This is a genomic window from Butyrivibrio sp. XPD2002, from assembly GCF_000423945.1.
GTDB lineage: Bacteria > Bacillota > Clostridia > Lachnospirales > Lachnospiraceae > Butyrivibrio.
The window spans coordinates 20,056-45,881 of the sequence record NZ_AUIY01000016.1; the positions used below are offsets into that span (position 1 = coordinate 20,056).

The following is a 25,826-nucleotide window of genomic DNA, read 5'->3' on the forward strand; positions in this document are numbered from 1 at the left end:
TCGTAGTTTCTTATGAGTTTTTTGGAGCTTTACAATGATCAATTTTGAAAATGAACTTAAGAAGTTTCGTCCCAGCCTCGAGATAGAGGACGCTGAGGAAATTATCTACAATCAGGATCTGGATGATATGGCTGATGTACTCGTTGGCTTGTTCAAGGATGCTAAGGCTGAGGAGATGGGCCGCCAGACTCGTCCACGCCAGTAAATTAGTGATAGTCCAAAATTCCAAACCGATTAGGTAAAATAGAGAGGGCGAACTTCAAATTATGAAATGTTATCAATGCGGGGCAGAGCTCACTGAGCGCGAATACTGTCCGAATTGTGGTGCTGCGGTTAAGGTATATAAACGAATCATTTCGCTTTCCAACCGTTATTACAATGAAGGGTTGGAGCGCGCCGAGGTCAGAGACCTTTCGGGAGCTATAGAATCACTGCACCAGAGTTTGAAACTTAATAAAAGCAATATTCAGGCCAGAAACCTTTTAGGACTGGTCTATTATGAATGTGGAGAAGTAGTTGCTGCACTGAGTGAATGGGTTATCAGTAAGAACCTTAAGCCTGAGGAGAATGCAGCAGATGACTATATGGACTTAGTCAGAAACGATCCTTCACGTCTTGAGACCTTCAATCAGACAATCAAAAAGTTCAACATCGCACTTAATCACTGCCATCAGGACAGACTTGATATGGCTGTGATTCAGCTTAAGAAGGTTTTATCAATGAACCCCGGATTTATCAGAGCTCATCTTTTGCTTGCGCTTTTATACCTTAATAATGGTAATTATGCCAAGGCTAAGACAGAGGCCCAGAAGAGCCTTAAGCTTGACACGGGTAATGTAATGGCTCAGAGATATCTTAAGGAAGCTGAAGCAATGATGCTTCCCCAGGATGTTAAGTCCAGCGATGAGAAGGTTAAGAAGCAGAACGATGTAGTTAGATACACAAGCGGAAATGAGACAATCATTCAGCCTGTGAGAACAAATATGTTTACAAGAAGCGGCTCAATATGGGGCATAGTTCTTGGAGTTGCCCTCGGAATTGCCGCCGCTTATTATCTGATATTACCTGCCAGAATTCAGTCAATGAATGCAAGTTTCAGAGAGCAGATTGCTTCCATAAGCGAGGAGTCAGACTCCAAATCTGCCAAGATGGGTGAATATGAGCAGCAGATAGCTTCACTCAATACAGAACTTGAGACTCTCAGAGAAGAGATGAGTTCATACCAGGAGAGTGACAGCTCAGGCTCAGCAGCCAATGATCTTATGGCCGCTGTTTCAATCTATCTTAATAATTCTGAAGATATAGATGCAGTGCAGGAAAAAATGGATCCCATCGACCTCAATAACATGGAGGGAGAGGCATCCGCACAGTTTACAGAGCTTTACAATTCATTTATGACGCTTGTAGGTAGCGAGCTCTCCAAGAGAAGCTACGCAACCGGATTTGATGCTTATCGCAGCCAGGAATATGATGTTGCGATAAGAGCATTGTCCAAGGCATTTCAGTATGATAACACCAATGTTGACGCACTCTATAATTTAGGGAATGCCTACTACGAAAGCGGTGACACTGACAACGCCAAGGTTATTTACGACCAGGTTGTGAATAATTTCTCGGATACTATTAGCGCAAGCTCAGCCGAGACAAAATTAGCAGAGATTAATAATGCCTCAAATTAACCCAAATATGACAAATTTTTCGGATTTATCTTTTATATTTAGATTTCTTCCGATATTCCTTATTGCATATTATGTATTGCCATCAAGGCTGCGCCCTTTGATCCTTTTTGCGGGCAGCCTTGCATTTTATGCTTTTGGGGACCCGAAAAGCATGGGCATTTTTGTAGTTGCAGTTGTGGTTAATCTCGTTCTTTCATATAGATGTCAGGCACACAGTAAACCGGCTCTCATTTTTATCGTATTAGCTGATGTGGCTCTGCTTCTATCCTTCAAGTTCCTTTCAGGCTATGGGAAAGTCCCGGGCCTTCCACTTGGAATCAGCTTCTTTACATTTAAAATGGTGAGCTATCAGGCTGACCTCTACAAAGGAAAAATTGCAAAATGCCCAGGAGTAGTTGCCGTGGCAGCTTATTTTTCAATGTTTCCGCAGCTAATGTCAGGCCCTATAATGCGTTATTCGGATTTTGAAAAGAACAAAATCCTCTCCGGAATAGAAGACAGATTCCTTATTTTTAAGGACAGATTACAGATTTACCTCAACAGACTTGAGGAGGGACTTGTGTTCTTCACTCTGGGCTTTGCTATGAAGGCCCTTATTGCTGATTACCTTGCGGCTATGTGGAATGAGATCGGAACAATCGGCTATGAGAGTATCTCAACACCTCTTGCATGGACAGGAGTTATTTGTTATTCCCTTAACCTTTATTTTGATTTCTGGGGATATTCACTTATGGCAGCCGGAGTAGGCGTGATGCTGGGATTTCCTTTTGTGAAGAACTTCGATCATCCCTATTCATCCAAGACAGTTGGAGAATTCTATCGTAGATGGCACATGACCCTTGGCTCATGGTTCCGCGACTATGTTTATTTCCCCATGGGAGGAAGTCGTGAAGGAAAAGGGAAGACCATCAGAAATCTTTGTATCGTATGGGCACTTACAGGCTTATGGCACGGTGTGACTCTGAATTTCATCGTGTGGGCCGGTGTTTTGCTCTTTATGATAATCATGGAGAAGTTTGTGTGGTCATCCAATCCCAAGCTTCTTAGTATCATTGGAAGAATCCATGTCCTTGTATGTATACCTGTCACATGGGTTATTTTTGCACTTCCCGGCAGAGAGGATATGTTTAACTATATGGGAAGACTTTTCCCCGTGGCAGGAGCCGGAATCGCGGTTAATCCCGGAGACTTTGGCAAACTGTTATCAACCTATTGGGGATTTCTTTTAGCCGGACTGATACTCCTTTTACCCGGAGTATATTCCTATTTTGCAAGACACAGAAAGGACTGGCCGGTAAGAGTACTGATGCTCATACTGTTCTGGATATGTGCAGCCATAGTATCAACCAAGGCTGGAAATCCGTTTATGTATGTTAACTTTTAATCTTTTATAAAGGCAGAGTATGAAAACATTTTTTCAGCATATTTTGTCCATGGGTATTCTTGTAGTAGCGCTGCTTCTTACTGTGGATTCCGCACTTGGGCAAAAGAGCGCGTATGAAGAAATTGAATATGACTCTTTGGATGCACCGATTATGTCGCTGACTCTCCGCCATGTAATGGAGGGTGGGCAGCCTTATCTTATAGAACTTTTGCGCAAAAATATATTCGGAGCCGGAGAAGAAGCTACGGATATTTCCGAGGGTGAAAATGAAGTAATAACACCTGAAAATGAGCCTGCAGGCGAACCTGAAAATGTAGAGCAGCCTGATGCTACTCAGCCAAATGAGGAAGTATCTGATGGCAATTCCGACGAGGTATCTTCAGGAGATGCCTTTGGAGAAGTATCCGATGGTAACGCTGAGGTGTCCGGAGGAGATTCTGCAGAGAACTTCGAAGAAGCAGTAAGTGACGGCGTTGCAGCTGAACCTGAGCCTGAAAATGATAACTATGTTATGACAGCCGTTCCGGATACATACTTTGATGATGCTCTTTTCATAGGTGATTCCAGAACCGTGGGATTATCAGAGTACTGTGAGGAGCTTAAGGGGCATGCGACCTTCTATGCAAAGGTGTCCTTGACAATTTATGGATTTAACAAGAAGGAATTCGTGGTTGTTCCGATAAGGACTGAGGAGGGCGTAGAGGTTCCTGAGGATCAGCTTCCGAAGGAGAAGGTTACAATCGAGGAAGCCCTTACAAGAAAGCAGTTTGCCAAGATTTATATAATGCTTGGACTTAACGAGCTTGGAAGCGGTACGGCAGAGAGCTTTACTAACAGCTACGGTGAGGTTGTAAACCGTATCAGAGAGCTTCAGCCGGATGCTATCATTATAATTCAGGGAATTATGCATGTTACGCATTCCAAGAGCAGCAATGACAGAGTGTTCAAGAACACCACGATAAATGACAGAAATGCGATGCTTCAGACTCTGGCAGACGGAGAGCATGTCTTCTATGTTGATATGAATGAAGCAACAGATGATGAGAACGGAGCTCTGGGACATGATTTATCATTTGATAATGTTCATTTGAAGGCGAAGTCCTACTCCTTATGGTATGATTATTTGAAGAACCATGCCTTTGTAATGGAGAAGGATCTTGAGCAGACACAACAGCTTTTGCAACAGGAAATTGACAGCAGAGCTGCTGAAAATCCGGAGAATCCGGAGTAAGGAAGGGCTGATTATGGTCAGAGAAATGGTTTTTAAAATGGAGCGCCCGGGACTTCTTAAGGAGGGCGATGAGATCACAGTTACTGAGGGTGAGCTTCCCAGTAACGTGTACTATACGATAGATCCGTCACTTGCGATGTCAGCGAACTTTCCCTTCAGAGAGAGGATGAGCGAGCGCAAGGGTGTGGTACTCAAGGTTGAAGAAAACGAACGCGGATTCTATGTTACAGCCGCGTTCGATTCTGATAAGCAATAAATATTAAGGAGGAATGAAAAAATGCAGTATGTATCAACAGACAAGGCTCCTGCAGCAATAGGACCTTACTCACAGGCAATCAAGGCAGGGGATTTTCTTTATGCTTCAGGACAGATCCCGATCAATCCCGCAACAGGTAACATCGAGGGTAGCGATATCAAGGAACAGGCAGACCTGGTTTGCCGCAATATAGGCGAGATTCTCAAGGCTGCAGAGACAGATTTTGATCACGTAGTTAAGACTACATGCTTTCTTGCTGAGATGTCAGATTTCGCAGAATTCAATGGTGTATATGAGAAGTACTTCACAAGCAAGCCTGCTCGCAGCTGCGTGGCAGTAAAGAAGCTTCCCAAGGACGTTCTTTGCGAAGTTGAGATTATAGCATATTTAAAATAAAAATATCTGATTGAGGGATGAAAAATGGCGGTATATAGGAAAAAATCAGCCGCTTTGATAGTGATGTTGGGAACACTGCTGGTAGGTAGTGGTTGTGGAAGTATGTCCGGTCATAAAAACGTTGACCTGGGACTTGCACATATTGATAGTCATGAATATGAGGAGGCACAGACCTGCTTCGAAGCTGCCGAAAAGGCAGGAGAGAGCGACAGACTCCTCTACAGAGCAAGGGGAATCCTCAACAGGAATCTCGGTCAGTACGACGAGGCTGTGGATGATTTCCTTAAGTCTCTGGCTGCGACTAGCGGAATTCCCGGAGACATGGATTTTGACACCAACTACTATCTGGCTGACACATATATGAAGCTTGAAAAATATGATGAGGCTGAGGAAGTATACGATGCGATTCTTGCCCTTAGAAAAAAGGACAAGGACGCTTATTATATGCGTGGTCTGACCAAGCTCTATGGCTCTGATCATGATGGAGCCACAGCCGATTTTAATAAGGCAATGGCTCTTTCAGCAAGGGATTATGACCTGAGAATAATGATCTACAAGGCATTATCAGCCTGTGGATTTGAGGACGAGGGAAAAGAGATTCTTGAGGCCTGCCTCAATAACACTGATCCTAACATGACCAATTATGAAAAGGGGCAGATATCATATTATCTTGGCAATAATGCGGACGCACAGAGCTATCTTGAGCTTGCAAGAAACGACAGAGATGCTGAGAAAGCCCCTGTTGTTCTGCTCTTAGGACAGACCGGAGAAAAGCAGGGAGATTACAATTATGCCATTAGTGTTTACAAGACATTCCTGGCAGAGGATGCAGACCATCCGGATATTTACAATCAGCTTGGTCTGTGTCAGTTAAATATGGGGGACTATGACGGCGCTGTTAATTCCTTCGAGGCAGGACTTGCCCTTGGAAACAGTGACTACAGCAGAGCACTTCTCTTAAATGAGATAACTGCCTACGAGCACGCAGGCAATTTTGCTCAGGCTAAAGCTTTAATGGAAAAATACAGGAAGGCGTATCCGGATGATGCGGATGCGGAAAGGGAAGAGATATTCCTTTCTACAAGGTAAGAGGTATTGGGTAATAATCGTTACAGAAAACTTGATAGCAGTTACTATATAAAGCACAGCAGACCAAGAAGGAGAAGGTCCAAGCTGCCAATCATCATTGGTGTTTGCGCAGCGCTTGTACTGGTAACTGTTATTGCAGTGATATTTTTGATCTTGCATAAAAAGAATGATACAGAAAGCAGCGTGGCTGAAGCATCGATCACTGAGGAGGTAGCACCTGTAGAAGAGGTACAGGTACAAGAGCCTGAGCCGGAACCGGAGCCCGAGCCGGAGGTTGAGGTAGATACCCGCTCTCCCGAGGTTCAGAGCTTCGCCATGGGATACACTGTAGAGAGCACAAGCTCTACTGCAGAGATCGTAAGTGAAGATGTTATAAGTGAAAATGCAATACTCATTGATGTGGATAAGGCTGAGGTAGTTGCGAAAAAGGCTGCAGATGTGAGAATCTCACCTGCATCAATGACCAAGATCCTTACAGTTCTTGTTGCTGCAGAGCATGTTGAGAATCTTGATGACACCTTCACCATAACAAGAGACATAACAGATTATTCATTTTCAAATGAATGCAGTATTGTAGGCTTTGAGGTTGGTGAGACAGTAACCGTTAGGGACCTCATGTACGGAACAATCCTTCCCTCAGGTGCAGATGCAGGAATAGCCCTTGCAACCTACGTTGCAGGCTCACACGAAGCGTTCGTGGACCTCATGAATCAGAAGCTCGAGGAGCTTGGCCTTTCCGATACAGCTCATTTCACAAACTGTGTGGGAATCTATGATGAGGATCATTACTGCACACTTACTGACATGGCTATGATCCTGAAGGCAGCAGTTGAGAATGACCTTGCAAGAGAGGTGCTTTCAGCGCACAAGTACACCACAAGTGCTACTGCCGAGCATCCCGAAGGAATAACAATCTCCAACTGGTTCCTCAGAAGAATAGAGGATAAGGAGACAAATGGAACAGTACTGTGTGCCAAGACCGGATTCGTTAATCAGTCCGGATGCTGTGCGGCAAGCTATTCCATCTCAAACAGTGGTGGACATTATATCTGCGTATCTGCAAACGCATGGAGCTCATGGCGCTGCATATACGACCAGGTTGATATTTATGAAACATACCTGAATTAAAAAATATCCCCGGAATATGTATATTTGGAGGTAATCACCAAATACATATATCCCGGGGATTGTTTTACTCAAGATTTCCGTCGTCTTCCAGATCATCGTTAAATCCGATGTTCTGCATATTCACGGTTCTGCGGCGAAGACGTGCTCGCTCAGATTCCTGATTGATGAAATCCTTTATTTCTCTTCCGTGCTTGATGTTTTTCATGACGATTGTCTTATCAGTTACATCTGAGGTGAAGAGAGTGATTGTTGAAAGACCTGCCATTCTCTGTAAAAGTGAGCGTGAGAGCTCAACGTCAGATATCTTATACATGAAGCAGTCATCCTCTTTGACACTCAGGAATCCTGAGATGATTGTCATCTCATTTTCATAGATCTCGTAGCGCTTGAAGGGCCACGGGATACCGAATAACAGGAGTCTTCCGTATTCCTTGTACTGAAGAGTACCCTTTGCTGTAAGAGAAGCATCGTTCTGTGTAGGATTTGCGATTTTTGCCATTAGTAATTTACCCCATTTTTCTATGTGCACTCGCACATTATATTCATTGTGATACAATAATATTAGTACCATTGTATCATAATATAGTTTTTTGGGGGACGATTAGAAGTCAGGTTAACTATATAGAGTTTGGAGGAGCTATGGTAAAGAATCAGGGGGCATACGATAATATTACGAAAATCTATGACACGTTTGCCGTAACATCGAAGAGCAGATATGTCTATGTATACGATATTGAAAATGATATGGCCAAGTGGTCGGATAACGCCGTATCCTACTTTGGCCTTCCGGGAGAATACGTCTACAGAGCGGATAAGGTCTGGGAGGTTCACGTTCATCCAGAGGACAGAGCGACCTACAGAGAGCATCTTAAGACCGCGTTTGAGGGAAAACGCGTTAATCCCACCTTCGAGTACCGCGCCAAGAATAAGAACGGCGAATATGTGGCCTGCTCCTGCAGGGGCGTTGTCATTAAGGATTACTCTGGAAAAGCTGCTTTTTATGCCTGTTCCCTTATCAATAAAGGTATCGTGGACAACACGGATCCCATAACAGGCCTGGCCAACCACTACGAGATGTTCAACTACATGCACAAGCTGGAGAGTGAGAGGGAAAAGTACATTCTTCTCCTTGTTAACGTCATCGATTTTGGTGATATAAACAGGCTCTATGGCTACATGTTCGGAAACAGGATGCTGAAGCTGATGGCTGAATGGCTCCAGAACGAGGGCGGTGAAAAGGGACATGTATATCGCGGAGAGGGCACTATTTTAGGTCTTTGTACCGTGCAGATGGACCTGGATGAGGTGACAGCCCTCTATCAGCAGATGAGAAAGTTCGTCCGCCAGAATATGCAGATAGGCCCCAACAGGGTATCTGCGGAGCTTGGAGGCGGCGTGATTGTAGTTGATGAAGTGGGGATTGACGTTCATGCGGTCTACACCAGTGCAAAATATGCGCTGGCCCACTCCAAGACGGAGAAGCACGGAAATCTTATCATTTTCCATAATAACGAGCTTGAGTTTAACAAGAGTACCATTGAGCTGGTGGGAGCTGTAAGAGAGAGCGTTATTAACCATTACAGAGGCTTTTATTTAAACTACCAGCCCATAATATCTAAAAACGACGGTAAGCTCTGCGGAGCAGAGGTGCTCCTTCGCTGGAAAATGGACCCTTATGGCGATGTCTCACCCAGCGAGTTTGTGCCCTGGCTCGAGCAGGACAGCACCTTCTACCGACTTGGAAACTGGATTCTTGATAAAGCCATGAAGGATGGCCTTAAGATACTAAAAAAGCATCCGAACTTTTACCTGAGTATCAACCTTGCCTATGTGCAGCTTGAACGAAGTGAGTTCAGAACTACGATACTTGAGCTCCTAAGGATAAACAGGTTCCCAGGAACAGCGCTTTGTATCGAGCTTTCCAACGTATCAAGGGATATAAACTTTGACTACCTTAAGAGCCAGGTAATATTCCTTAAGTCCTGCGGAATAAGAATAGCCCTTGATGTTGTGGACTTTACCACACTGGATCTCGCCACAAGGCTTCCAATCAATATAATAAAGCTGGGACCCGAGATAACTGAGAATATAGGAAAGAACCCTCTTAGCAGGTACATGGCAGAGGCAATAACAGGCTTTGCGGCCAACATGAATATGAGCATCTGTGCGACGGGAGTAGAGAGCGCCGATACAGAGCACAGACTTTTCAAATATCCGGTTGACCTTTATCAGGGATATTACTACTCAAGACCGGTTGTTTTTGAAGAATTTGAAAATCTGCCATTATATAACAATTAAATGAGAGACCTAATATTAACTCGTTCTGATAAGTTAATAAACTTTTTATAAAATCCCTTTTTTGTGGAAGAAAAAAGGCTATAATCAGGATGAGTGAGTGTATGTGAAAGGTGGAAGAAGATGTAGATCATGTTTACCTATATTAAGCCTGAATTTATGATACATGCTTTTTGTAAGCAGCGGGACACAATACTTAAAGACCGCAATATTTGTGTTGCCAGATTGGGTGATCTCGCGGTAAACATGTCACTTATTGACGAGAATTCCTTTGCTCTTTCACTGGAGAATGTGAAAGATGGCTCGCAGTTTTCGGGACGTGCATTTAATATTAAAAGATCCAGCGAGGAAGACATTGTTCCTGTAGTTGAGGATCTTTTTAAGAAGATGCAGATCCTGCATGATCAGGCCGTATTTGATAAACGTGAGAGCATTTGGAAAATGTACGCCATGGACTGGCTTGAAAGTCAGGATATTTCCTTTGATGACTACATCGATAGCAGATTGTCACAACTGCCGGACAAGGAAGGTCTTCACTGGAAAAGTCTTGAGGATTATATAGCCACTGACTATCTCAATCTTGGTGCCACGATGCGGATAATCGCTAAATATTCGCAGAGTGAGGACGAAAAAGCCGAATACACCGACTTCGTTGCAAAGGACATAGTGGAGCTGAGACAGCACTATTCGCTGGCAGCAATGCAGCAGCAGTTTCAGGAGCACGATGACCGAATGGCACAGGTCAAGAAGTTTGCTTTCGGAGTTGAAGTTGAGGCTGAAAACAGAGATGAAGCCAGGGAGAAGCTTTTACAGCTTATTGGAAAAAATGCTGCGGGAGTAATTGTAAGAGGGTAACAGAATGTCACGAAATGCTATGTGGGGTAAGTGTTATGAGGAGAGTACTTAAAAAACTGAGTGCAGCGTTAATTGCTTTTGCGCTGGTTATATCGCTGGTTTCCATACCTGCAGCGGCTGCAAAGACCAATACAGGCATCAAGGAAGACCAGATGAATATAACGGTCGGACAGGATGAAGAAGGTAACACCACGGTTACCTACGGTAAGTATACATTCATCAGAAAGTATAACGGCTGGTACATCCCTGCGGCTTATATTTATAATGGCAGCGAGCTTGCTAATTTCCTTGATAAATCAGTAAGACGCACCAAGAGAACAAGTGTAAGATGCGACGGATTCCTGTTTGTGAAGGTTTCAGGTGGCTGGTATCGCCATGAGCTTCATATAAATGATGGAAGAACACTTGCAACTATTTTCAATAAGGCTGCCGGCATAAAGAGTACCTATGATCCGAACAATCTTAATTCGGACGATGCGACTACGACTACGCAGAATTAAGCGGTTGTTAATTTGGCCTGTTTATAGTAGTATTACTTGGTATGCGATGAAGCAGATAAAAAAGAATGTCTTTGGGCATTCTTTTTTCATGAGAACCCATTTGCTTCACTTGAAAATATAAGTATTTACGAGGTTATATATGTCCAGATACACTGAAAACAAGATGGGTGTAATGCCCGTAAAGCAACTGATCGTATCAATGTCACTTCCCATGATGGCATCGATGCTGGTACAGGCTCTTTACAATGTAGTTGATAGTATTTTCGTTGCGCAGATAGATGAGAGCGCACTTACTGCAGTTACCCTTGCGTTTCCGCTTCAGAACCTTATGATTGCTCTTGGTTCAGGTACCGGCGTCGGAATGAATGCGCTGCTTTCAAGATCCCTTGGTGAGAAGAATTTTGACAGAGCGGACAGAGCAGCTAACACAACACTGATGCTGACCCTGATCAATTATATTATATTCCTCTTTATAGGAATCTTTGTGGCAAAGCCCTTTTTGATGTCTCAGACAGATGATGCCAAGATACTTGAATACGGTATGTCATACGTTTCAATCATCTGCTGCTGCTCAATCGGACTGTTCTGCCAGATGACCTTTGAGAGAATGCTCCAGTCTACGGGAAGGACCCTGTACAGTATGTATTCCCAGATGTCAGGAGCCATCATCAACATCGTAATGGACCCCATTCTTATCTTTGGTATGTTTGGACTTCCCAGGCTCGGAGTTGCAGGTGCAGCCCTTGCTACTGTTTTCGGACAGGTGGTTGGTTCACTGATAGGTCTTTACTGCAACAAGAGTCTTAACCCTGATATTCACCTCAGGACTTCACTGATATTCAAGCCAAGAGCAGATATTGTAAAAGAAATCTACTATGTAGGTGTTCCTTCAATTCTTATGATGTCCATAGGTTCACTTATGACCTACGCAATGAACATTATACTTATCACCTTCTCAACCACAGCAACTGCTGTATTTGGTGTTTACTTCAAGCTTCAGAGCTTTTTCTTCATGCCGGTATTCGGACTGAACAACGGACTTATTCCCGTTCTTGCTTACAACTATGGAGCTAAAAAGAAAAAGAGGATCCGCGAAGCGCTCAGATTCTCAATGGCACTTGCTGCAACAATAATGATCATCGGAACAATTACATTCCAGCTTATTCCTGACAGACTCCTTGGGTTGTTCAACGCATCCCTTGAAATGATAAAAATCGGTAAGCCTGCGCTCAGGATCATAAGCCTCAGCTTCCCGATTGCAGGTATATGTATTGCGATGGGATCAGTGTTCCAGGCATTTTCAGAGAGTATTTACTCATTGGTTGTTTCCGTTGGACGTCAGCTAGTAGTTCTTATTCCTGCAGCATGGCTTCTTGCACAGACAGGTAATGTAAATATGGTATGGTGGGCCTTCCCTATTGCGGAGATCGCATCTCTCATCCTGTCAGGCTTCTTCTTTAAGAGAGTCTATGGCAAAAAGGTTCACACCTTGCCTGAAAACTAAATATTTAAACATGTATGATTTCAAGCGGTCAGGACGATACGGTCCTGGCCGCTTTCCATATTTTGCTGGGCGTAATAGTGCTTCGTATGTTATGATAGATACATGTTTTAGGGGATCATATTGCTGAATACAAACCCGTATGGGTATGTAAATAAAACAATAGGAGAAGAAGGTATGAAAGGTTTTGCGATGCTGAAAATCGGCGAAGTCGGTTGGATTGAGAAAGAGCGCCCGGTCTGCGGACCTATGGACGCTATCTGTAAGCCACTGGCAATCGCTATCTGTACATCAGATGTTCATACAGTATGGGAAGGCGCTGTAGGGGATCGCCACAACATGATTCTGGGACATGAGGGATGTGCAGAGGTTGTTGAAGTTGGTTCAATGGTTAAGGACTTCAAGCCCGGTGACAAGGTACTTGTTCCGGCTATTACTCCTGACTGGAACTCACTTGAAGCTCAGGGTGGTTACTCCATGCATTCAAACGGCATGCTCGCCGGCTGGAAGTTCTCTAACTTCAAGGATGGTCTTGATTCTGAATTTTTCCATGTAAACGATGCAGATGGTAATCTGGCACACATGCCTGAGGGAATGAGCCTTGAGGATGCTTGTATGCTGTCCGATATGGTTCCCACAGGATTCCACGGCGTAGAGCTTGCTGACGTTCAGTTCGGTGATACTGTTCTCGTTATCGGTATCGGACCTGTTGGTCTTATGTCAGTTGCAGGTGTTCACATGCGCGGTGCATCCCGTATCCTGGCAGTTGGTACACGTCCTAAGTGCGTAGAGATCGCTAAGTACTATGGTGCAGATGATTTCATCAGCTACAAGAACGGCAGCATCGAGGATCAGGTTATGGAGCTCACAGACGGCAAGGGTGTTGACCGCGTTGTTGTTGCAGGCGGTACTGTTAAGACCTTTGAGTCTGCTATCAAGTCTCTTAAGCCCGGCGGAAAGATCGGTAACGTTAACTACCTTGGAAGCGGTGACTTTGTTACTATTCCTCGTGTTGAGTGGGGTGTTGGTATGGGACACAAGCAGATCAACGGTGGTCTGATGCCCGGCGGACGTCTCCGTATGGAGAAGCTCGGTGCACTTGTTTCATCAGGAAAACTTGATGTAAGCAAGCTTTCAACTCACGTATTCCACGGCTGGGAGCACATTCCGGAGGCTCTGCAGCTCATGAAGGATAAGCCTGCTGATCTTATTAAGCCGGTTGTTATTCTTGATAATCAGCCATAAAAAATTAAGGTGGGAGCGGCCCTGTGCCGCTCCTTCTGTTGAGGTTATATGAATATTCTTATAGTGTCCGGTTTTTTAGGTGCCGGCAAAACTACTTTTATAAAAGAACTCATCCGCCGTACAGATACGAATCCCGTTATCCTTGAAAATGAATATGGCGATAACAGCATAGATGCAGGTGAATTAAGGAGCACAGATACAGGGGAGAAGAAGCTGGAGGTTCTGGAATTCATGGAAGGATGCGTATGCTGCACCATGAAGGACAGCTTTGTTAACTCTGTTCTAACGGTTTTTTCAGGACTATCTCCCGAGTACCTGATCATTGAGCCCACCGGAGTCGGGAAACTGGGCAACATCATAAATAACTTAAAGCCTATACTTGTTGGGAACGTAACACTGCTTGACCCTATCGTGGTCATTGCTCCAAGGAGCTACAGGCAGAACATGAGCGAGTTTGAAACTCTGTACAAGGATCAGATAGCAAATGCCAAAACGGTGGTATTTTCAAAATGCGAAAGCGAGTCACCCGAAGTTCTGGAGGAGACAAAAGCTGCGATAAAGAAGATAAACCCGGAGGCAGATATCTTAGATGGCCATTACACCCTGCAAAGTGATGAGTGGTGGAAGGGGCTTATGTCGCTTTCATCAGAGAGCATCGAAGTAACAGAGACAGGGGATGATACGGGCAGGTTTTCTCAGATCACGATAGATAGTGCAGTGATGGAGAATCCCGCACAGCTCATATCCCTTTTAGAGGACTGCCTTAGAGGAGAATTCGGACATGTGGTCCGCGCCAAGGGAACGATACCTGTTGGCAATGAGATGCTTCGCTTTGACCTGGCAGACGGGCTTTACACCATCGCGGATTCACCCATGGATTCCAACCAGTGCGTATTTATTGGCGAATACCTTGATAAAAACCGTATCTGCCGGCGTCTTGGAACTTTTCCCGAGGGAAAAAATGTGGCCTTTGCAAGGAATTATGTAAACAGACAGAAGTTGCAACTGCCTATATCGCAATAAAAAAGGAAAAGACGCTGCTGATGGAAGTAATAAACTACTCAGCAACGTCTTCTCTATATTAGAAAATAATCTAAAAGGGCGTTAATAATATATAAATATAACAAAAGCCTATACAAGAATAACACAATGCAATATTTCTATTTGCTTTCCTGTGAAGCCTTGAACTTTGCAAAGTCGATAATCTCTCTGCGGGCTTCTTTACTTAGCTTGGAAAAATAGAAGAGCATCTGAATCTCATCGGAGCTGAACTTATCGAACTTCTTTGATGAGCCATAGGAAGAAAGCTCTGCTTCTTCGAGAGTTCGCTCAGTCTTTTCGGGCGCATCATAATAGATATCATTATCCAAAGGAATACACAGCTTCAATAGCTCGTCTGTAGTAAGCCCATAGAAATTGGCTAACTTGTAGATTATTGGTGTGCTGGGAATGCGCTTGCCACTTTCATATTGCTGATAAGTAGGCTGCTTGACATCAATGTTTGATGCTATGTAAGTTTGTGTATAGCCGTGGGCTTTGCGAAGCTCCTTAAGCTTTTTTCCAATTTGTGTACTAGCGTCTTTCATCCAAAATGTCTCCTATAAAGACATTTTATACAAAAAACGTGAAGTTATTATATAGTATGCTATATAATTATAGGCAAATGAAATATTTTATACTCCCTACTTTCCGTTTTTCCTTCGCTCTTTTTCGGGATGAGCCGCATAATAGCAATAAGAAACGGGCAGCCCTTAAATAGAGCAGCCCGCAGCTATACACACCAATATTTAAATGTCCTCGAGATCATAGCTTATCTCAAGAAGAGGCTTTAGAATGGCGGTATTTACCAAATATTTAGGCTTTTTTAATACATCAGAGTCACCTGATAACGTATGATTTAAGAAGGGGAAGAAAGGGTTGGTAATTCTTATGATAAGAACACTTCTAAGAAGAATTGGCGTTATGGCATTAACGGTATCGCTCCTACCTGCCTTTATCAGCTTTGGAAACGAAGAGTGGACAGACTGGACTGAGGCCATCGATCACATTGATGATATGGGATCCAATGCATATATGGCTTATGACAATCTTCCCATTAAGGCGTATGTCTATCCTTTAGCAGAGGTTGAGAAGGTTCATGACCTATCCGACAAGGTTCCTGCTGTGGGCGGCGAAGCAGCTATATGTCCCGAGGATGGATACATGCTGCTTGATGTGACCGGTGATGATTGAGGTGTTATGAAAAATAATGGATAGCAGTTTTAAAATAACAAGGCCCTGTCTACGAAATGCAGACAGGGCTTTTAATATGGCTGTTATTTATCAATTCGTTTCAGGGAGTCTCTCTCAGCGACGATAAGGAGCTGATCGGAAGCACGCAGCTCTCTCTTGGGATCTGCTGTTATCCAGTGACCACCTTCCTTGATAGCTACGACATTGACGTTATATTTCTGACGGATGTTGAGCTCTATGAGGTTCTTACCAACCCACTTATCCATGGGATTCATTTCAACCATGGACAGAGAGTTATCTACCTGAAAATAATCCAGGAAGGTATCGGAGGAGAGGATCCTTGCTGATTGTTTTCCACCATATTCCTCAGGAATGATGACCTTGTCGGCACCGATTTTTTCAAGAATGGAAGTCATTCTGTCAGAGGAACTCTTGGCTACAATAAGCGGAACGCCTTCTTCCTTCGCAACCGCAACTGACATGATGCTGGCTGCAAGATTGCGGCTCATTGCCACAACTACAATATCAAGATTCTTAAGACCGAGGTTTTTAACTTCATCTTCGTTTGAGAGGTCTGCACAGATTGCAGAAGTGGCGAAGCGTGAAGATTCCTTCAGCTTATCCTCATCAATATCTGCTATCAGGACATCGGAGCCCATGTCGTACATGCTCTGAGCAAGGCTGAGTCCATATTTTCCAAGTCCGAGAACTGCTATTGATTTTCTCATTTTAATACTCCTATAAAATATTATCTGATTCAAAATCCATTATCGTGGATTAACCCACAAAGAATTTACCTTCTACATATCTGCGCTGATTCTTAGGCTTGCTTCTTCCTGCAAAGAAGATCGCCATGGAGATGGGACCTATTCTTCCAAGATACATGCAGACTATGATGATGAGTCGGCCTGCGGTATTAAGCGTTGTGGTGAGATCTCTTGTGAGACCGACAGTAGCAAGGGCGCTTATAACCTCGAAAAATGCATCCTGCAGATTAACAGTATTAGTTGCATCCAGCATCAGTGTAAATACAAGAATTGAAAACATACTTACGTACATGATGACGGAGGCCTTTCTCATGGATTCATCACTTACTTTTCTGTTGAAGATTATGTTGGAATCTTCGGATTTAATATAAGTGATTATTCCCATCATAGCAAGGAAAAAGGTCACGGTCTTAATACCGCCGGCAGTTCCTATGGGGGAGCCACCGATAAACATGAGAATGTAGGCTGCAACACAGGAGGTATTAGACAGTCCTGCCTGTGAAAATGAAGCAAAGCCAGCCGTTCTGAAGGTGACTGATTCAAAAAGGCTGTTGGTCAGCTTATCAAAAAGAGTCATGTCCTTAAGGGTCAGAGGATTGTTATATTCCGCAAAAAATATGGTGATCCAGCCAACCATTATAAGAATAAATGTAAATGACAATACAAGCTTTGTGTGCTCACTGAATCTTGCAAAAATCTGTGAGGGGAGGAACCGTTTTTGTACACCGCGCTTTACAATGCTTGCAAGATCAAACCACACTACATAGCCAAGGCCTCCGAGAATTATGAGTGCCATTGTGTTAAAAAGAACCAGTGGATTTGATGAGTAGCTCATAAGGCTGTCGGAGCCAAGGATATCTATGCCGGCGTTACAAAAGGCGGATATGGAATTGAAAAATGAATACCATACACCCACAGGTCCGAACCTCGGAACAAAGGCAAAGCAATAGATAACAGCACCAAGAAGCTCTATGAAAAAGGTGCCCTTGAAGATTTTTACAAGGACCTTCAGAATTCCTGAATCCGTATCGAGGTTAAGGGAATCCTGAAGCATTTTCCTTTCACTGAGGGAGAACTTCTTCCGGGACAGGAGCATTATCATGGAGATGACGGTGATGATACCAAAACCTCCGATCTGTATAAGAAACAGAATAACTACATGTCCGAAGGTGCTCCAGTAGCTGGAGGTATCAACTACCGTCAGTCCGGTAACGCAGACGGAGGTAGTCGCGGTAAAAAGTGCTGTGACAAAATTCGTCCAGGCACCGTCAGCAGATGAGATCGGCAGTGTCAGTAAAAAAGCACCAAAAAGAATTGCCACCAGAAAGCTCAGCGGAATCAATCTCATGGATGATATTCTTGATAAATTCATATGTATAATTTCCTCTTTTTTGAACGGGTATTTTAATCGGCTATATTCCTATAGCACAGCTTTTTCCCAAAAATCATTACATCAGTATATTACAAGCATTTGTGTGTGACAACAACTAAATAAAATCAGTGCAAATATAGAGAAAATCCGTGGGGTTGCTCTTGGCAGCAGCATGTTGTGTTTACTATAATAAAGTCTATGGGTGTTTTGTTTTTTGATATAAAAATGACACTAAAACAGGCTTTAAGAATTAAAAGGAATGTGGAAAGTGAGGCAAAATGCACTTTGTTGATGCTAAGGGAATACTGACCACAAGCGGTGGAGGCTGTGGGATGAATATCTATCGTGGCTGCACTCACGGCTGTATCTATTGTGACAGCAGGAGTAAGTGCTATCAGTTTACGCATCCCTTTGAAGATATTGAGGTTAAGCAGAATGCACCGCAGCTTCTTGAGGCAGCTCTTAAGTCCAAGAGAAAGAAGTGCATGATCGGAACAGGTTCCATGTCTGATCCCTATATGCACTGCGAGATGGAGCTGGGACTTACAAGGAGGTGTCTTGAGATAATCAGGGACTACGAGTTTGGTCTAGCCATTCAGACAAAGTCCGACAGGATCCTTAGGGATATCGATCTTCTTGAAGAAATAAACAGGAAGGCAAAATGTGTGGTCCAGATAACGCTGACGACCTTTGATGATGAGCTGTGCAGTATCTTAGAGCCAAATGTATGTAATACAAAGAGGCGAATTGAGATCCTTAAGGAGATGCAAAGGCGGGGGATTCCTACCATAGTATGGCTGACACCGATTCTTCCCTTTATAAATGACACCAGAGAGAACGTGGGGCAGATACTTGATGCCTGCGTGGATGCCGGGGTTAAGGGAATCATAGATTTCGGAATGGGACTGACACTCAGGGAAGGCGACAGAGAGTATTACTATGAAGCTTTGGATAGGCATTTTCCCGGACTGAAAAAGAAATATATTGAGAGCTACGGTAATTCCTATGAGCTGCCAAGCCCGAATTCAAAGGAGCTGATGGCACTTCTCAGGAAGGTGTGCAGGAAAAATGATATGCTCTATAAACCGGATGACTGCTTTAACTATATGCGTGAGCTTCCGGAAAAATATGAGCAGATGAGTTTATTTTGATGTAACAAATTGATAATTATTCGGACTTATATGTATGGCTGTTTTTGATGTTAGGAATTTGCAACGGCCTTTCAAAGAAGGATATTTTAAGAAGGATTGGATGATGATTTTTTATCTTGTAAGACATGGGCAGACAGACTGGAATCTTGAAACCAGGCTCCAGGGACATGCAAATATTCCCATGAATGCTGACGGCATTTTACAGATGAATAACCTTGCGGATAAGATGGCTGGTATCGGACTTAAGGTAGATGCCATGATTTCAAGCCCTCTGGGCAGAGCAGGAGAGAGTGCCCGCATCATCGCAGACAAGATCGGATTTACCGGTGACATTATAACGGACCCTGCTTTTATTGAGAGAGATTTTGGGAAGCTTGAGGGTGTAGACTGGAACTCCGGCGTTGACTTTGAAGATCCGCAGTACGGTGTTGAAGGCTATGAGGCTTTATGCGAGAGGGCAGGAAAGGCACTTCATAAGTATTCATTTTCCAAGGATGCCAGAGTGATGATAGTATCCCACGGTGCATTCCTGACTGCGCTTCGTGATGTGCTGTCAGATTACAAGATGAATTATTGGGACAGAGAATATCCGATTATTCAGGGCAATGCCTTGTGTGTTGAGGTGGAAGAGGGGAAGGAAGCCGAGTTTAGGATTCTTTTTCCTGTGTGACAGGTAGAAGGGCTGTGGGGAGTGGGCGTTACGTCGGGAGGAAGAATTATTACATTATGGTTCATCTGCGGGAGTAACTTTTCGGTTGCCGTTACGTCTATGCGCGAACAAGTTAGAATACCGGTTGCACGGATGAACTGTTGTTTTAAGGAGCGTTCAGTCTATGAGGGAGGATTATCCCATATTGGTTCATCTGCGGGAGTAACTTCTCGGTTGCCGTTACGTCTATGCGCGAACAAATTAGAATACCGGTTGCAAGCTACCAGAAAAAGAGGCATGTTATGTACGCCGGTAGAAAAGAAAAATAGAAAATTGACGTAAAGGTTAATATAAGATGATCATTAAGGTCAACCAAAAAAGAAATAGAATGTATATAGACTGAATTGTAATACTAGAAATAATTACTGGAGGAAAAAATGAATTACAGATTAGGAAGACTTGAAGATGTAGAAGAGATCAGCAGGATGGTAGACTCCGCGAAGGAGCTTATGTCCTCGCAGGGGATAGAGCAGTGGGATGAGATTTACCCTGCAAAGGAAGATTTTGAGGATGATATAAAGAAACAGACATTATATGTGGTAATTGATGATGACAATCTCGATTCGGAAGAAAGTAGTGCTGATACAAATAATGAGAAGCTTACAGACAGCAATCTCGCTGCGATTTACGTTATAAGTACAGAGTACGACGATGCCTACAACAATGCCAGCTGGGAGTATGACAACGCCTGTATAGTTCACAGATTGTGCGTGGCTCCGGGACAGCAGAACAAGGGAATAGGTAAAAAGCTTCTTGATAAAATCGAGGGTCAGCTGGTGGATATGGGATTTGATTCCGTGAGGCTTGACGTCTTTTCAGAGAATCCATTCGCACTGAGGCTCTATGAAAAGAATGGCTACGAGAAGCGCGGACATGCTGATTGGAGAAAAGGCAGATTCTATCTTATGGAGAAGAAGATAGGTTAAAGTAGGGGGATTTCATGCTGAGTTTATACACACCAAAATATGAGGATCTGTGGTTTAAAAAGACCATGATGGAGGACGAGGAGACCATGTCCTACAACCACACCTGGGGCGGGACGGTTCCGTTTCCCAAGAAGAAGTGGCAGGGCTGGTATGACCACTGGATCGTTAATCATGAGAACAGAAGGTTTTACAGATATTTGAAAAATGAGGAGGGAGAGCTGGTTGGCGAGATAGCATACCGCTTTGACGACATTCTCCGGGGATTTGTCACAGATGTGATAATCCATGCAAAGTACAGAGGCCGAGGCTACGGCAGTGAAGGTTTGGATATGCTGTGCCAGTCAGCAAAGGAAAATGGCATCGAAATTCTTTTTGATGATATCGCGATCGATAACCCTTCCGTAGAGATGTTCCTTAGACATGGTTTCACAGAGGAAACACGAACAGAGCAGATTGTTCTTGTGAAAAAAGAACTTTAAAATTTTGAAAGGCTAGATATGAAATACACAGACATTACAAAAAAAGAATTAGAGGAAGTTGTAAATAAATATGTTGAATACTATAACGGCCAGGAGGAGGGCTGCTGGACCTACGAAACTGCTTACACAAGAATTCATCAGGTAATGACAACGAATGGTGCGAAGTGCCTGGTTCAGTATGATGATAACGGCAACATGACAGGCTTCGTCATGGGCTATTACAAGCAGTACGATGACATCCTTGCATATTTCCTTGAGGAGATCGTGATCTTTGATGGCTATCAGGGAAAGGGCTACGGCTCACAGTTCCTTGCTGAGCTTGAGAAGCTTGTTAAGGAAAACGGCGCAGAGCATATCGAATTTTTATCAGTAAACGATGAGCACCACATGCACTTCTATGAAAAAGCCGGATATTATGCTGCGAACAATTTCGCGATCATGGGAAAGCACTGGGAGAATGAAAAGTGTGAGAAAGCTGAAATGTTCCAGATTCGTGAAGTGACTGACCCTGAGGAGAAGCAGAAAATTGCAAGGCTTATTCTTGAAGCGCTTACGGACTGGTTTGGAATTCCCGAAACCAGAGAGGAATACATTGTTACAAGCGCAGATAAGATTTTCTTTGCAGCCTTTGATGATGACAAGCCGGTGGGCTTTATCACCCTTACTGAAACAGGAAAAAGCACAGCAGAAATCTATGTAATGGGCGTTTTAAAGGAGTATCACAGAGATGGAATTGGAAGAAGGCTTTTTGCCAGGCTTAAGGAAAAGGCAGTGTTCCAGGGCTATGAATTTTTGCAGGTTAAGACAGTGCAGATGGGAAAATACGATGATTATGATGATACCAATCGTTTCTATTTGTCACTTGGCTTTAAGGAATTTGAGGTGTTTCCGCTTCTCTGGGACGAGGCTAATCCCTGCCAGATATATGTGATGGCACTTTAAAAACTGTTTGATTTTGAAGGGTAAGAAATATGAAAATAGCATGGTTTTGCATACCTGCATACGGTCACACCAATCCTACATTGGGCCTTGTCAAAGCGCTGACCGCAGCAGGACATACGATATATTATTTTTCCTTTGAGATGTTCAGGGAAAAGCTTGAAGATGCCGGAGCAATTTTCTTTCCATGTGATGGATATGATTTCAACATGGAGGATAAGGAAAACGCAGACCGCGTCGGTAAGGATAAGGCCTTTGCGGTCGAGCTTCTCGTATCATCCACACTTGCTCTTGATGAGATGGTTACTGAGAAAATTGAGGAGCTTAAGCCTGACGTAATAGTTGCAGACTCTATCGCTTATTGGGGAAAGCTTGCTGCCATGAAGCACAGACTTCCTTTTATCTGCTCCACAACCACATTCGCCTTCAACAGATACTCTGCAAAATATATGAAGCATGGTCTTGGAGAAACCTTGAAAATGATAGTTGAGATGCCTAAGGTAAATAAGCAGATTAAGCGCCTTCAGGATAAGGGCTATCCGGTAAAAGGACTTCTGGACATTGTTCAGAACGACAACGATACAAACACTATTGTTTATACGTCGAAGTACTTCCAGCCCTGCTCGGAGACCTTCTCGGACAGATACCATTTTGTAGGCCCTTCCATCAGACCTATAACTTGCGAGTTCAAAAAGACCGCGGAGAAGACGGTTTATATTTCCATGGGCACCATTAATCAGAACCGCGATTTTTATAGGAACTGCATTGATGTGTTTGGAAAAACTGATTACCAGGTGATCTTCTCAATGGGAACAAATACGGATCACTTTGACAATCTCCCTGACAACATCGAGATTTATGAGAGTGTCGATCAGATGGCTGTTTTGTCTATTGCAGATGCCTTCATCACTCACTGCGGTATGAACTCTGCATCCGAGGGTTTGTATTTTGGCGTCCCGCTTATTCTTTTTCCGCAGACTCCTGAGCAGGATGCTGTGGCAAAAAGAGCAGAGGAGCTGGGTGCAGGCCTAAGGCTTCCTTCAATTGAAAAGGACGACATTTTCAAAAGTGTCACAAGAATTATAAAGGAAAAGAGTTTTAAAGAAGGAGCAGAAAAGGTTTCGGAAAGCTTTAAGCAATCCGGCGGAATCGCAGAAGCTGTCGCTTTTATCGAACAGATAGGCAGCTAAATGGTCCCAGGGGACGGGGTTGGTGGTTCATCGAGCTTCGGAATGGCCCTAGGGGACGGGGTTGGTGGTTCATTTTTTAAAAATATTTTGTATCTTCATCAAATCTTTATTTTTTCCTCATATTCTATTTTCAGGATAAATCTTGGAAAAAGAAAGAAGGGGATTAAAAATGGAAATGATGCTTCAGACTAATGAACTTACTAAGAAATTCAAAAAGCAGATAGCTGTAAATAAAGTTTCACTTAACATACCAAAGGCCTGTGTGTACGGACTCCTGGGGCCAAACGGCGCCGGGAAGTCCACCACATTGAAAATGATCACAGGCATCTTAAAGTCTACAAGCGGAGAAATCATCTATGACGGGAAGCCCTGGAACAGAGGCGTGCTTGATGAAATCGGCGCCCTGATAGAGAATCCGCCTATCTATGAAAATCTCACAGCAAGAGAAAATCTTGAAGTCAGAGCAATTCTTCTTGGAGTTGATAAAAGCAGAATTGACGAAGCCCTGAAAACTGTCTCACTTGAAAATACAGGAAAAAAGAGGGCAGGCCAGTTTTCACTCGGAATGAAACAAAGACTCGGAATTGCACTTGCACTTCTTGGAAATCCAAAGCTTCTGATATTGGACGAGCCCACAAACGGTCTTGATCCCATAGGAATCGAGGAACTGAGGGAGCTTATTCGTTCATTCCCGAAGAAGGGAATCACAGTAATTCTATCAAGCCACATTTTATCTGAGGTTCAGCTTACAGCAGATTATGTTGGAATAATCTCAGACGGAGTTTTGGGATACGAAGGAAAGTTGCAGCAGGGTGAGAATCTTGAGGAGCTTTTCATGGATGTTGTGAGGAAAAATCAGAAGCTTGCGCATACAGCGTAAGCAGTAGCGGCTTAGTGGAAGCTACAGAAATTCTGGTGAAACAAGACTATTGAGAATTTGGAAAGGTTGGTGGAGAAGTTGTTTAAAATCGTAAAGGCAGAATTTTTAAAATCTAGAAGAACCATGGGCAGCAGGCTCATTTTTGCATTTCCTGTTATTGCTCTTGCTATGGCGTTTGTGCTGACAGTAGGGATGATAAATTCATATTCGGAGAGCGCCTGGAACTGGTGGTATACACTGCTTCTTCCGGGTATGCTGGCAATCGTAAGCTATCTCTCAGTTGTCAGGGAGAGGAAGACTGGATACTACAATCTCAAAACACTTTCTACAGATAAGAGAGTGCTGATGCTTGGAAAAATTGTTTACTTAGGATGCCTTATTTTTATTTCAAATATGCTTCTGTTCATCGGGGCACTCCTTGGAGGAAGGCTCTTAACAACAAGTGTTCCGGCTCTTAGGGCAGCGGCAGCAGTAGTCGTTCTTACAATCGTTGAGCTGTGGCAGATTCCGCTGTTTTTATTCTTAAGTGAAAAGTTCGGAATGATAGCAGAGCTTGTAATCTGCCTTGGAATCACAGTTTTTGGAATTATAGCAGCGCCCTCAGGAAAATGGTTTTTCTTTGTATCTGCGATCCCGATGAGAGTTGTTACTCCTCTTTTACATGTGCTCCCCAATGGCTTAAGGGCAGAGGCAGGTAATCCTTTACTTGATGCAGGAGTGATCCTTCCGGGAATCATTATTTCAATATTCTGGTTTGTAGCTTTAAGCTTTCTGTATCTTAACTGGTTTGAAAAAAGAGAGGTGAAGTAAAGATGTTTATGAGATGCCTTCATGCAGATTTTTATAAGATGAAAAGAAGCTCTGTGCTGGTAGCACATATAGTTATTCCGATAATCGTAAGCGTAATGTTTCTCTTATATTACGCCGTATCCGGAGGTGGCTTTGATGAGGCTGACAAGATAATGGCTTTTTATGAGACCCTCGGAGTTTCATTTCCCATATTGATTGGAATATTCACAGCAAGTACAATGGAACAGGAGCAAAATGCGGGAGCGTTTCAGAATCTTCTTACTTTGAAGAGCAAGACCGCAGCGCTCTTTTCCAAGGTAGTAGTACTGGTTTTGTTTAGCATCGTCGCCTTAATCTTATCAGCAGTTTTATTTGGATATGGATTTGAGAATGTCCTTGGGCAGGGCAGTGCCGGAATGGGAGTCTACATCGCGGCAGCACTTTTGATATGGCTTGCCGGGATTCCGCTTTACATCTGGCATACCATACTTGCCTATTTGTTTGGAAAAGGAGTAACCATCGGTGCAGGATTTTTCTCGGGACTTATCAGCGCTCTTTTACTGACTGATCTCGGAATGTACATCTGGAAAATCGTGCCGTTTTCATGGACAGCCAGAATGCCTGAGGCGTACCTTGGTATTGCGCTGGGGAATTCTGTAGAGGGGACTGTGGCAGGCTCGAAGCTTCCTGCAAACTTTATTTTTGGTTTTGCTGGCTTGGGGCTGTCGATATGCATGATTTACCTGGTATTTTTGGCACTGAGCCTTGTATGCTATTTTGGTTTTGCCAGGAACTATGAGAGAAGCAGGATAGTGGAATAAACCTGAGTAAGC

29 protein-coding genes are annotated in these 25,826 nt (G+C 43.6%); 25 read left to right on the top strand and 4 right to left on the bottom strand.

What is annotated here, in order from left to right:
* Positions 1-34 precede the first annotated feature (34 nt).
* The 8 genes from G587_RS25855 (at position 35) to G587_RS0108820 (ending at position 7,163) form a co-directional block, all read left to right on the top strand.
* Complete coding sequence (locus G587_RS25855; RefSeq protein ID WP_035786222.1) at positions 35-205, top strand: hypothetical protein; 171 nt, start codon at positions 35-37, stop codon at positions 203-205.
* Positions 206-266: 61 nt separating this feature from the next.
* Entirely contained in the window at positions 267-1,679 is a 1,413-nt protein-coding gene (locus G587_RS0108790; protein WP_026491924.1) for a tetratricopeptide repeat protein, read from the top strand.
* Between the two features lie 151 nt (positions 1,680-1,830).
* On the top strand, positions 1,831-3,063 hold the full coding sequence (locus tag G587_RS0108795) for an MBOAT family O-acyltransferase (protein WP_196812546.1): 1,233 nt from the start codon (positions 1,831-1,833) through the stop codon (positions 3,061-3,063).
* A 19-nt stretch (positions 3,064-3,082) separates the two neighbouring features.
* Positions 3,083-4,294: a GDSL-type esterase/lipase family protein gene (locus tag G587_RS24365; protein ID WP_051200918.1), complete on the top strand. Its 1,212-nt coding sequence runs from the start codon at positions 3,083-3,085 to the stop codon at positions 4,292-4,294.
* A gap of 13 nt (positions 4,295-4,307) precedes the next feature.
* Positions 4,308-4,550 (top strand): hypothetical protein, encoded by a 243-nt coding sequence (locus G587_RS0108805; protein ID WP_026491926.1) that lies wholly within the window; start codon positions 4,308-4,310, stop codon positions 4,548-4,550.
* A gap of 21 nt (positions 4,551-4,571) precedes the next feature.
* Positions 4,572-4,946 (top strand): RidA family protein, encoded by a 375-nt coding sequence (locus G587_RS0108810; protein ID WP_026491927.1) that lies wholly within the window; start codon positions 4,572-4,574, stop codon positions 4,944-4,946.
* A 24-nt stretch (positions 4,947-4,970) separates the two neighbouring features.
* Positions 4,971-6,035 carry a tetratricopeptide repeat protein gene (locus G587_RS0108815; protein WP_026491928.1) on the top strand — a complete coding sequence of 355 codons (1,065 nt, stop codon included), beginning with the start codon at positions 4,971-4,973 and terminating at the stop codon, positions 6,033-6,035.
* A 6-nt stretch (positions 6,036-6,041) separates the two neighbouring features.
* Positions 6,042-7,163 carry a D-alanyl-D-alanine carboxypeptidase family protein gene (locus tag G587_RS0108820; protein WP_051200919.1) on the top strand — a complete coding sequence of 374 codons (1,122 nt, stop codon included), beginning with the start codon at positions 6,042-6,044 and terminating at the stop codon, positions 7,161-7,163.
* Positions 7,164-7,227: 64 nt separating this feature from the next.
* On the opposite strand, the gene G587_RS22100 is transcribed toward G587_RS0108820, so the two are convergent.
* Positions 7,228-7,662: a PH domain-containing protein gene (locus tag G587_RS22100; RefSeq protein ID WP_035786224.1), complete on the bottom strand. Its 435-nt coding sequence runs from the start codon at positions 7,660-7,662 to the stop codon at positions 7,228-7,230.
* A gap of 140 nt (positions 7,663-7,802) precedes the next feature.
* Between G587_RS22100 and G587_RS0108830 the strand changes: the two genes are divergently transcribed.
* The 6 genes from G587_RS0108830 to G587_RS22105 all read left to right on the top strand — a co-directional run bounded on the left by G587_RS0108830 (position 7,803) and on the right by G587_RS22105 (position 14,582).
* Complete coding sequence (locus tag G587_RS0108830) at positions 7,803-9,461, top strand: sensor domain-containing phosphodiesterase (RefSeq protein WP_026491930.1); 1,659 nt, start codon at positions 7,803-7,805, stop codon at positions 9,459-9,461.
* A gap of 222 nt (positions 9,462-9,683) precedes the next feature.
* Positions 9,684-10,313, top strand: a complete 630-nt coding sequence (locus G587_RS0108835) for a hypothetical protein (protein WP_196812547.1) — start codon at positions 9,684-9,686, stop codon at positions 10,311-10,313.
* A 35-nt stretch (positions 10,314-10,348) separates the two neighbouring features.
* Entirely contained in the window at positions 10,349-10,813 is a 465-nt protein-coding gene (locus G587_RS0108840) for a hypothetical protein (RefSeq protein ID WP_026491932.1), read from the top strand.
* Positions 10,814-10,952: 139 nt separating this feature from the next.
* Positions 10,953-12,317, top strand: coding sequence for an MATE family efflux transporter (locus G587_RS0108845; RefSeq protein ID WP_026491933.1), 1,365 nt, complete (start codon positions 10,953-10,955; stop codon positions 12,315-12,317).
* Between the two features lie 174 nt (positions 12,318-12,491).
* Positions 12,492-13,559 (top strand): NAD(P)-dependent alcohol dehydrogenase, encoded by a 1,068-nt coding sequence (locus G587_RS0108850; protein WP_026491934.1) that lies wholly within the window; start codon positions 12,492-12,494, stop codon positions 13,557-13,559.
* A 48-nt stretch (positions 13,560-13,607) separates the two neighbouring features.
* Entirely contained in the window at positions 13,608-14,582 is a 975-nt protein-coding gene (locus G587_RS22105; protein WP_051200920.1) for a GTP-binding protein, read from the top strand.
* A 137-nt stretch (positions 14,583-14,719) separates the two neighbouring features.
* Here the strand turns inward: G587_RS22105 and G587_RS0108860 are convergent, their stop codons facing one another.
* Positions 14,720-15,145: a helix-turn-helix domain-containing protein gene (locus tag G587_RS0108860; RefSeq protein WP_026491935.1), complete on the bottom strand. Its 426-nt coding sequence runs from the start codon at positions 15,143-15,145 to the stop codon at positions 14,720-14,722.
* Between the two features lie 343 nt (positions 15,146-15,488).
* On the opposite strand from G587_RS0108860, the gene G587_RS0108865 reads away from it, so the two are divergent.
* The gene (locus tag G587_RS0108865; RefSeq protein WP_196812548.1) at positions 15,489-15,791 is read left to right on the top strand and encodes a hypothetical protein; all 303 of its coding nucleotides are present in this window, start codon (positions 15,489-15,491) and stop codon (positions 15,789-15,791) included.
* 83 nt (positions 15,792-15,874) lie between these two features.
* Here G587_RS0108865 and G587_RS0108870 read toward each other — a convergent pair whose 3' ends face one another.
* The gene (locus tag G587_RS0108870; protein WP_026491937.1) at positions 15,875-16,519 is read right to left on the bottom strand and encodes a potassium channel family protein; all 645 of its coding nucleotides are present in this window, start codon (positions 16,517-16,519) and stop codon (positions 15,875-15,877) included.
* A 49-nt stretch (positions 16,520-16,568) separates the two neighbouring features.
* Positions 16,569-17,930, bottom strand: coding sequence for a TrkH family potassium uptake protein (locus G587_RS0108875; RefSeq protein ID WP_026491938.1), 1,362 nt, complete (start codon positions 17,928-17,930; stop codon positions 16,569-16,571).
* A gap of 278 nt (positions 17,931-18,208) precedes the next feature.
* Here G587_RS0108875 and G587_RS0108880 point away from each other — a divergent pair, with 278 nt between their 5' ends.
* From G587_RS0108880 to G587_RS0108925, 10 genes are all read left to right on the top strand, one after another.
* Entirely contained in the window at positions 18,209-19,081 is an 873-nt protein-coding gene (locus G587_RS0108880; protein ID WP_026491939.1) for an SPL family radical SAM protein, read from the top strand.
* Between the two features lie 100 nt (positions 19,082-19,181).
* The gene (locus G587_RS24370; protein ID WP_051200921.1) at positions 19,182-19,751 is read left to right on the top strand and encodes a histidine phosphatase family protein; all 570 of its coding nucleotides are present in this window, start codon (positions 19,182-19,184) and stop codon (positions 19,749-19,751) included.
* Positions 19,752-20,167: 416 nt separating this feature from the next.
* The gene (locus G587_RS0108890) at positions 20,168-20,716 is read left to right on the top strand and encodes a GNAT family N-acetyltransferase (protein WP_026491940.1); all 549 of its coding nucleotides are present in this window, start codon (positions 20,168-20,170) and stop codon (positions 20,714-20,716) included.
* Positions 20,717-20,730: 14 nt separating this feature from the next.
* Entirely contained in the window at positions 20,731-21,195 is a 465-nt protein-coding gene (locus tag G587_RS0108895; protein WP_026491941.1) for a GNAT family N-acetyltransferase, read from the top strand.
* Between the two features lie 18 nt (positions 21,196-21,213).
* Positions 21,214-22,137, top strand: coding sequence for a GNAT family N-acetyltransferase (locus G587_RS26620; protein WP_330364425.1), 924 nt, complete (start codon positions 21,214-21,216; stop codon positions 22,135-22,137).
* A gap of 29 nt (positions 22,138-22,166) precedes the next feature.
* Positions 22,167-23,324 carry a macrolide family glycosyltransferase gene (locus G587_RS0108905; protein ID WP_026491943.1) on the top strand — a complete coding sequence of 386 codons (1,158 nt, stop codon included), beginning with the start codon at positions 22,167-22,169 and terminating at the stop codon, positions 23,322-23,324.
* A complete protein-coding gene (locus tag G587_RS0108910; protein ID WP_026491944.1) occupies positions 23,325-23,516 on the top strand; it encodes a hypothetical protein in 192 nt (63 codons plus the stop codon). It abuts the gene before it with no gap.
* Positions 23,494-24,204 (top strand): lantibiotic protection ABC transporter ATP-binding protein, encoded by a 711-nt coding sequence (locus G587_RS0108915; RefSeq protein WP_026491945.1) that lies wholly within the window; start codon positions 23,494-23,496, stop codon positions 24,202-24,204. The genes G587_RS0108910 and G587_RS0108915 overlap by 23 nt, the downstream gene beginning before the upstream one ends.
* A gap of 69 nt (positions 24,205-24,273) precedes the next feature.
* The gene (locus G587_RS0108920) at positions 24,274-25,014 is read left to right on the top strand and encodes a lantibiotic immunity ABC transporter MutE/EpiE family permease subunit (protein ID WP_242830057.1); all 741 of its coding nucleotides are present in this window, start codon (positions 24,274-24,276) and stop codon (positions 25,012-25,014) included.
* Positions 25,015-25,016: 2 nt separating this feature from the next.
* Complete coding sequence (locus G587_RS0108925; RefSeq protein ID WP_026491947.1) at positions 25,017-25,814, top strand: lantibiotic immunity ABC transporter MutG family permease subunit; 798 nt, start codon at positions 25,017-25,019, stop codon at positions 25,812-25,814.
* Positions 25,815-25,826 lie beyond the last annotated feature (12 nt).

Bases quoted from the DNA above. Each gene is read 5' to 3' on its own strand.
- G587_RS25855 (WP_035786222.1), top strand. From the start codon at position 35: ATGATCAATTTTGAAAATGAACTTAAGAAGTTTCGTCCCAGCCTCGAG.
- G587_RS0108790 (WP_026491924.1), top strand. From the start codon at position 267: ATGAAATGTTATCAATGCGGGGCAGAGCTCACTGAGCGCGAATACTGT.
- G587_RS0108795 (WP_196812546.1), top strand. From the start codon at position 1,831: ATGGGCATTTTTGTAGTTGCAGTTGTGGTTAATCTCGTTCTTTCATAT.
- G587_RS24365 (WP_051200918.1), top strand. From the start codon at position 3,083: ATGAAAACATTTTTTCAGCATATTTTGTCCATGGGTATTCTTGTAGTA.
- G587_RS0108805 (WP_026491926.1), top strand. From the start codon at position 4,308: ATGGTCAGAGAAATGGTTTTTAAAATGGAGCGCCCGGGACTTCTTAAG.
- G587_RS0108810 (WP_026491927.1), top strand. From the start codon at position 4,572: ATGCAGTATGTATCAACAGACAAGGCTCCTGCAGCAATAGGACCTTAC.
- G587_RS0108815 (WP_026491928.1), top strand. From the start codon at position 4,971: ATGGCGGTATATAGGAAAAAATCAGCCGCTTTGATAGTGATGTTGGGA.
- G587_RS22100 (WP_035786224.1), bottom strand. From the start codon at position 7,662: ATGGCAAAAATCGCAAATCCTACACAGAACGATGCTTCTCTTACAGCA.
- G587_RS0108830 (WP_026491930.1), top strand. From the start codon at position 7,803: ATGGTAAAGAATCAGGGGGCATACGATAATATTACGAAAATCTATGAC.
- G587_RS0108840 (WP_026491932.1), top strand. From the start codon at position 10,349: ATGAGGAGAGTACTTAAAAAACTGAGTGCAGCGTTAATTGCTTTTGCG.
- G587_RS0108845 (WP_026491933.1), top strand. From the start codon at position 10,953: ATGTCCAGATACACTGAAAACAAGATGGGTGTAATGCCCGTAAAGCAA.
- G587_RS0108850 (WP_026491934.1), top strand. From the start codon at position 12,492: ATGAAAGGTTTTGCGATGCTGAAAATCGGCGAAGTCGGTTGGATTGAG.
- G587_RS22105 (WP_051200920.1), top strand. From the start codon at position 13,608: ATGAATATTCTTATAGTGTCCGGTTTTTTAGGTGCCGGCAAAACTACT.
- G587_RS0108860 (WP_026491935.1), bottom strand. From the start codon at position 15,145: ATGAAAGACGCTAGTACACAAATTGGAAAAAAGCTTAAGGAGCTTCGC.
- G587_RS0108865 (WP_196812548.1), top strand. From the start codon at position 15,489: ATGATAAGAACACTTCTAAGAAGAATTGGCGTTATGGCATTAACGGTA.
- G587_RS0108870 (WP_026491937.1), bottom strand. From the start codon at position 16,519: ATGAGAAAATCAATAGCAGTTCTCGGACTTGGAAAATATGGACTCAGC.
- G587_RS0108875 (WP_026491938.1), bottom strand. From the start codon at position 17,930: ATGAATTTATCAAGAATATCATCCATGAGATTGATTCCGCTGAGCTTT.
- G587_RS0108880 (WP_026491939.1), top strand. From the start codon at position 18,209: ATGCACTTTGTTGATGCTAAGGGAATACTGACCACAAGCGGTGGAGGC.
- G587_RS24370 (WP_051200921.1), top strand. From the start codon at position 19,182: ATGATGATTTTTTATCTTGTAAGACATGGGCAGACAGACTGGAATCTT.
- G587_RS0108890 (WP_026491940.1), top strand. From the start codon at position 20,168: ATGAATTACAGATTAGGAAGACTTGAAGATGTAGAAGAGATCAGCAGG.
- G587_RS0108895 (WP_026491941.1), top strand. From the start codon at position 20,731: ATGCTGAGTTTATACACACCAAAATATGAGGATCTGTGGTTTAAAAAG.
- G587_RS26620 (WP_330364425.1), top strand. From the start codon at position 21,214: ATGAAATACACAGACATTACAAAAAAAGAATTAGAGGAAGTTGTAAAT.
- G587_RS0108905 (WP_026491943.1), top strand. From the start codon at position 22,167: ATGAAAATAGCATGGTTTTGCATACCTGCATACGGTCACACCAATCCT.
- G587_RS0108910 (WP_026491944.1), top strand. From the start codon at position 23,325: ATGGTCCCAGGGGACGGGGTTGGTGGTTCATCGAGCTTCGGAATGGCC.
- G587_RS0108915 (WP_026491945.1), top strand. From the start codon at position 23,494: ATGGAAATGATGCTTCAGACTAATGAACTTACTAAGAAATTCAAAAAG.
- G587_RS0108925 (WP_026491947.1), top strand. From the start codon at position 25,017: ATGTTTATGAGATGCCTTCATGCAGATTTTTATAAGATGAAAAGAAGC.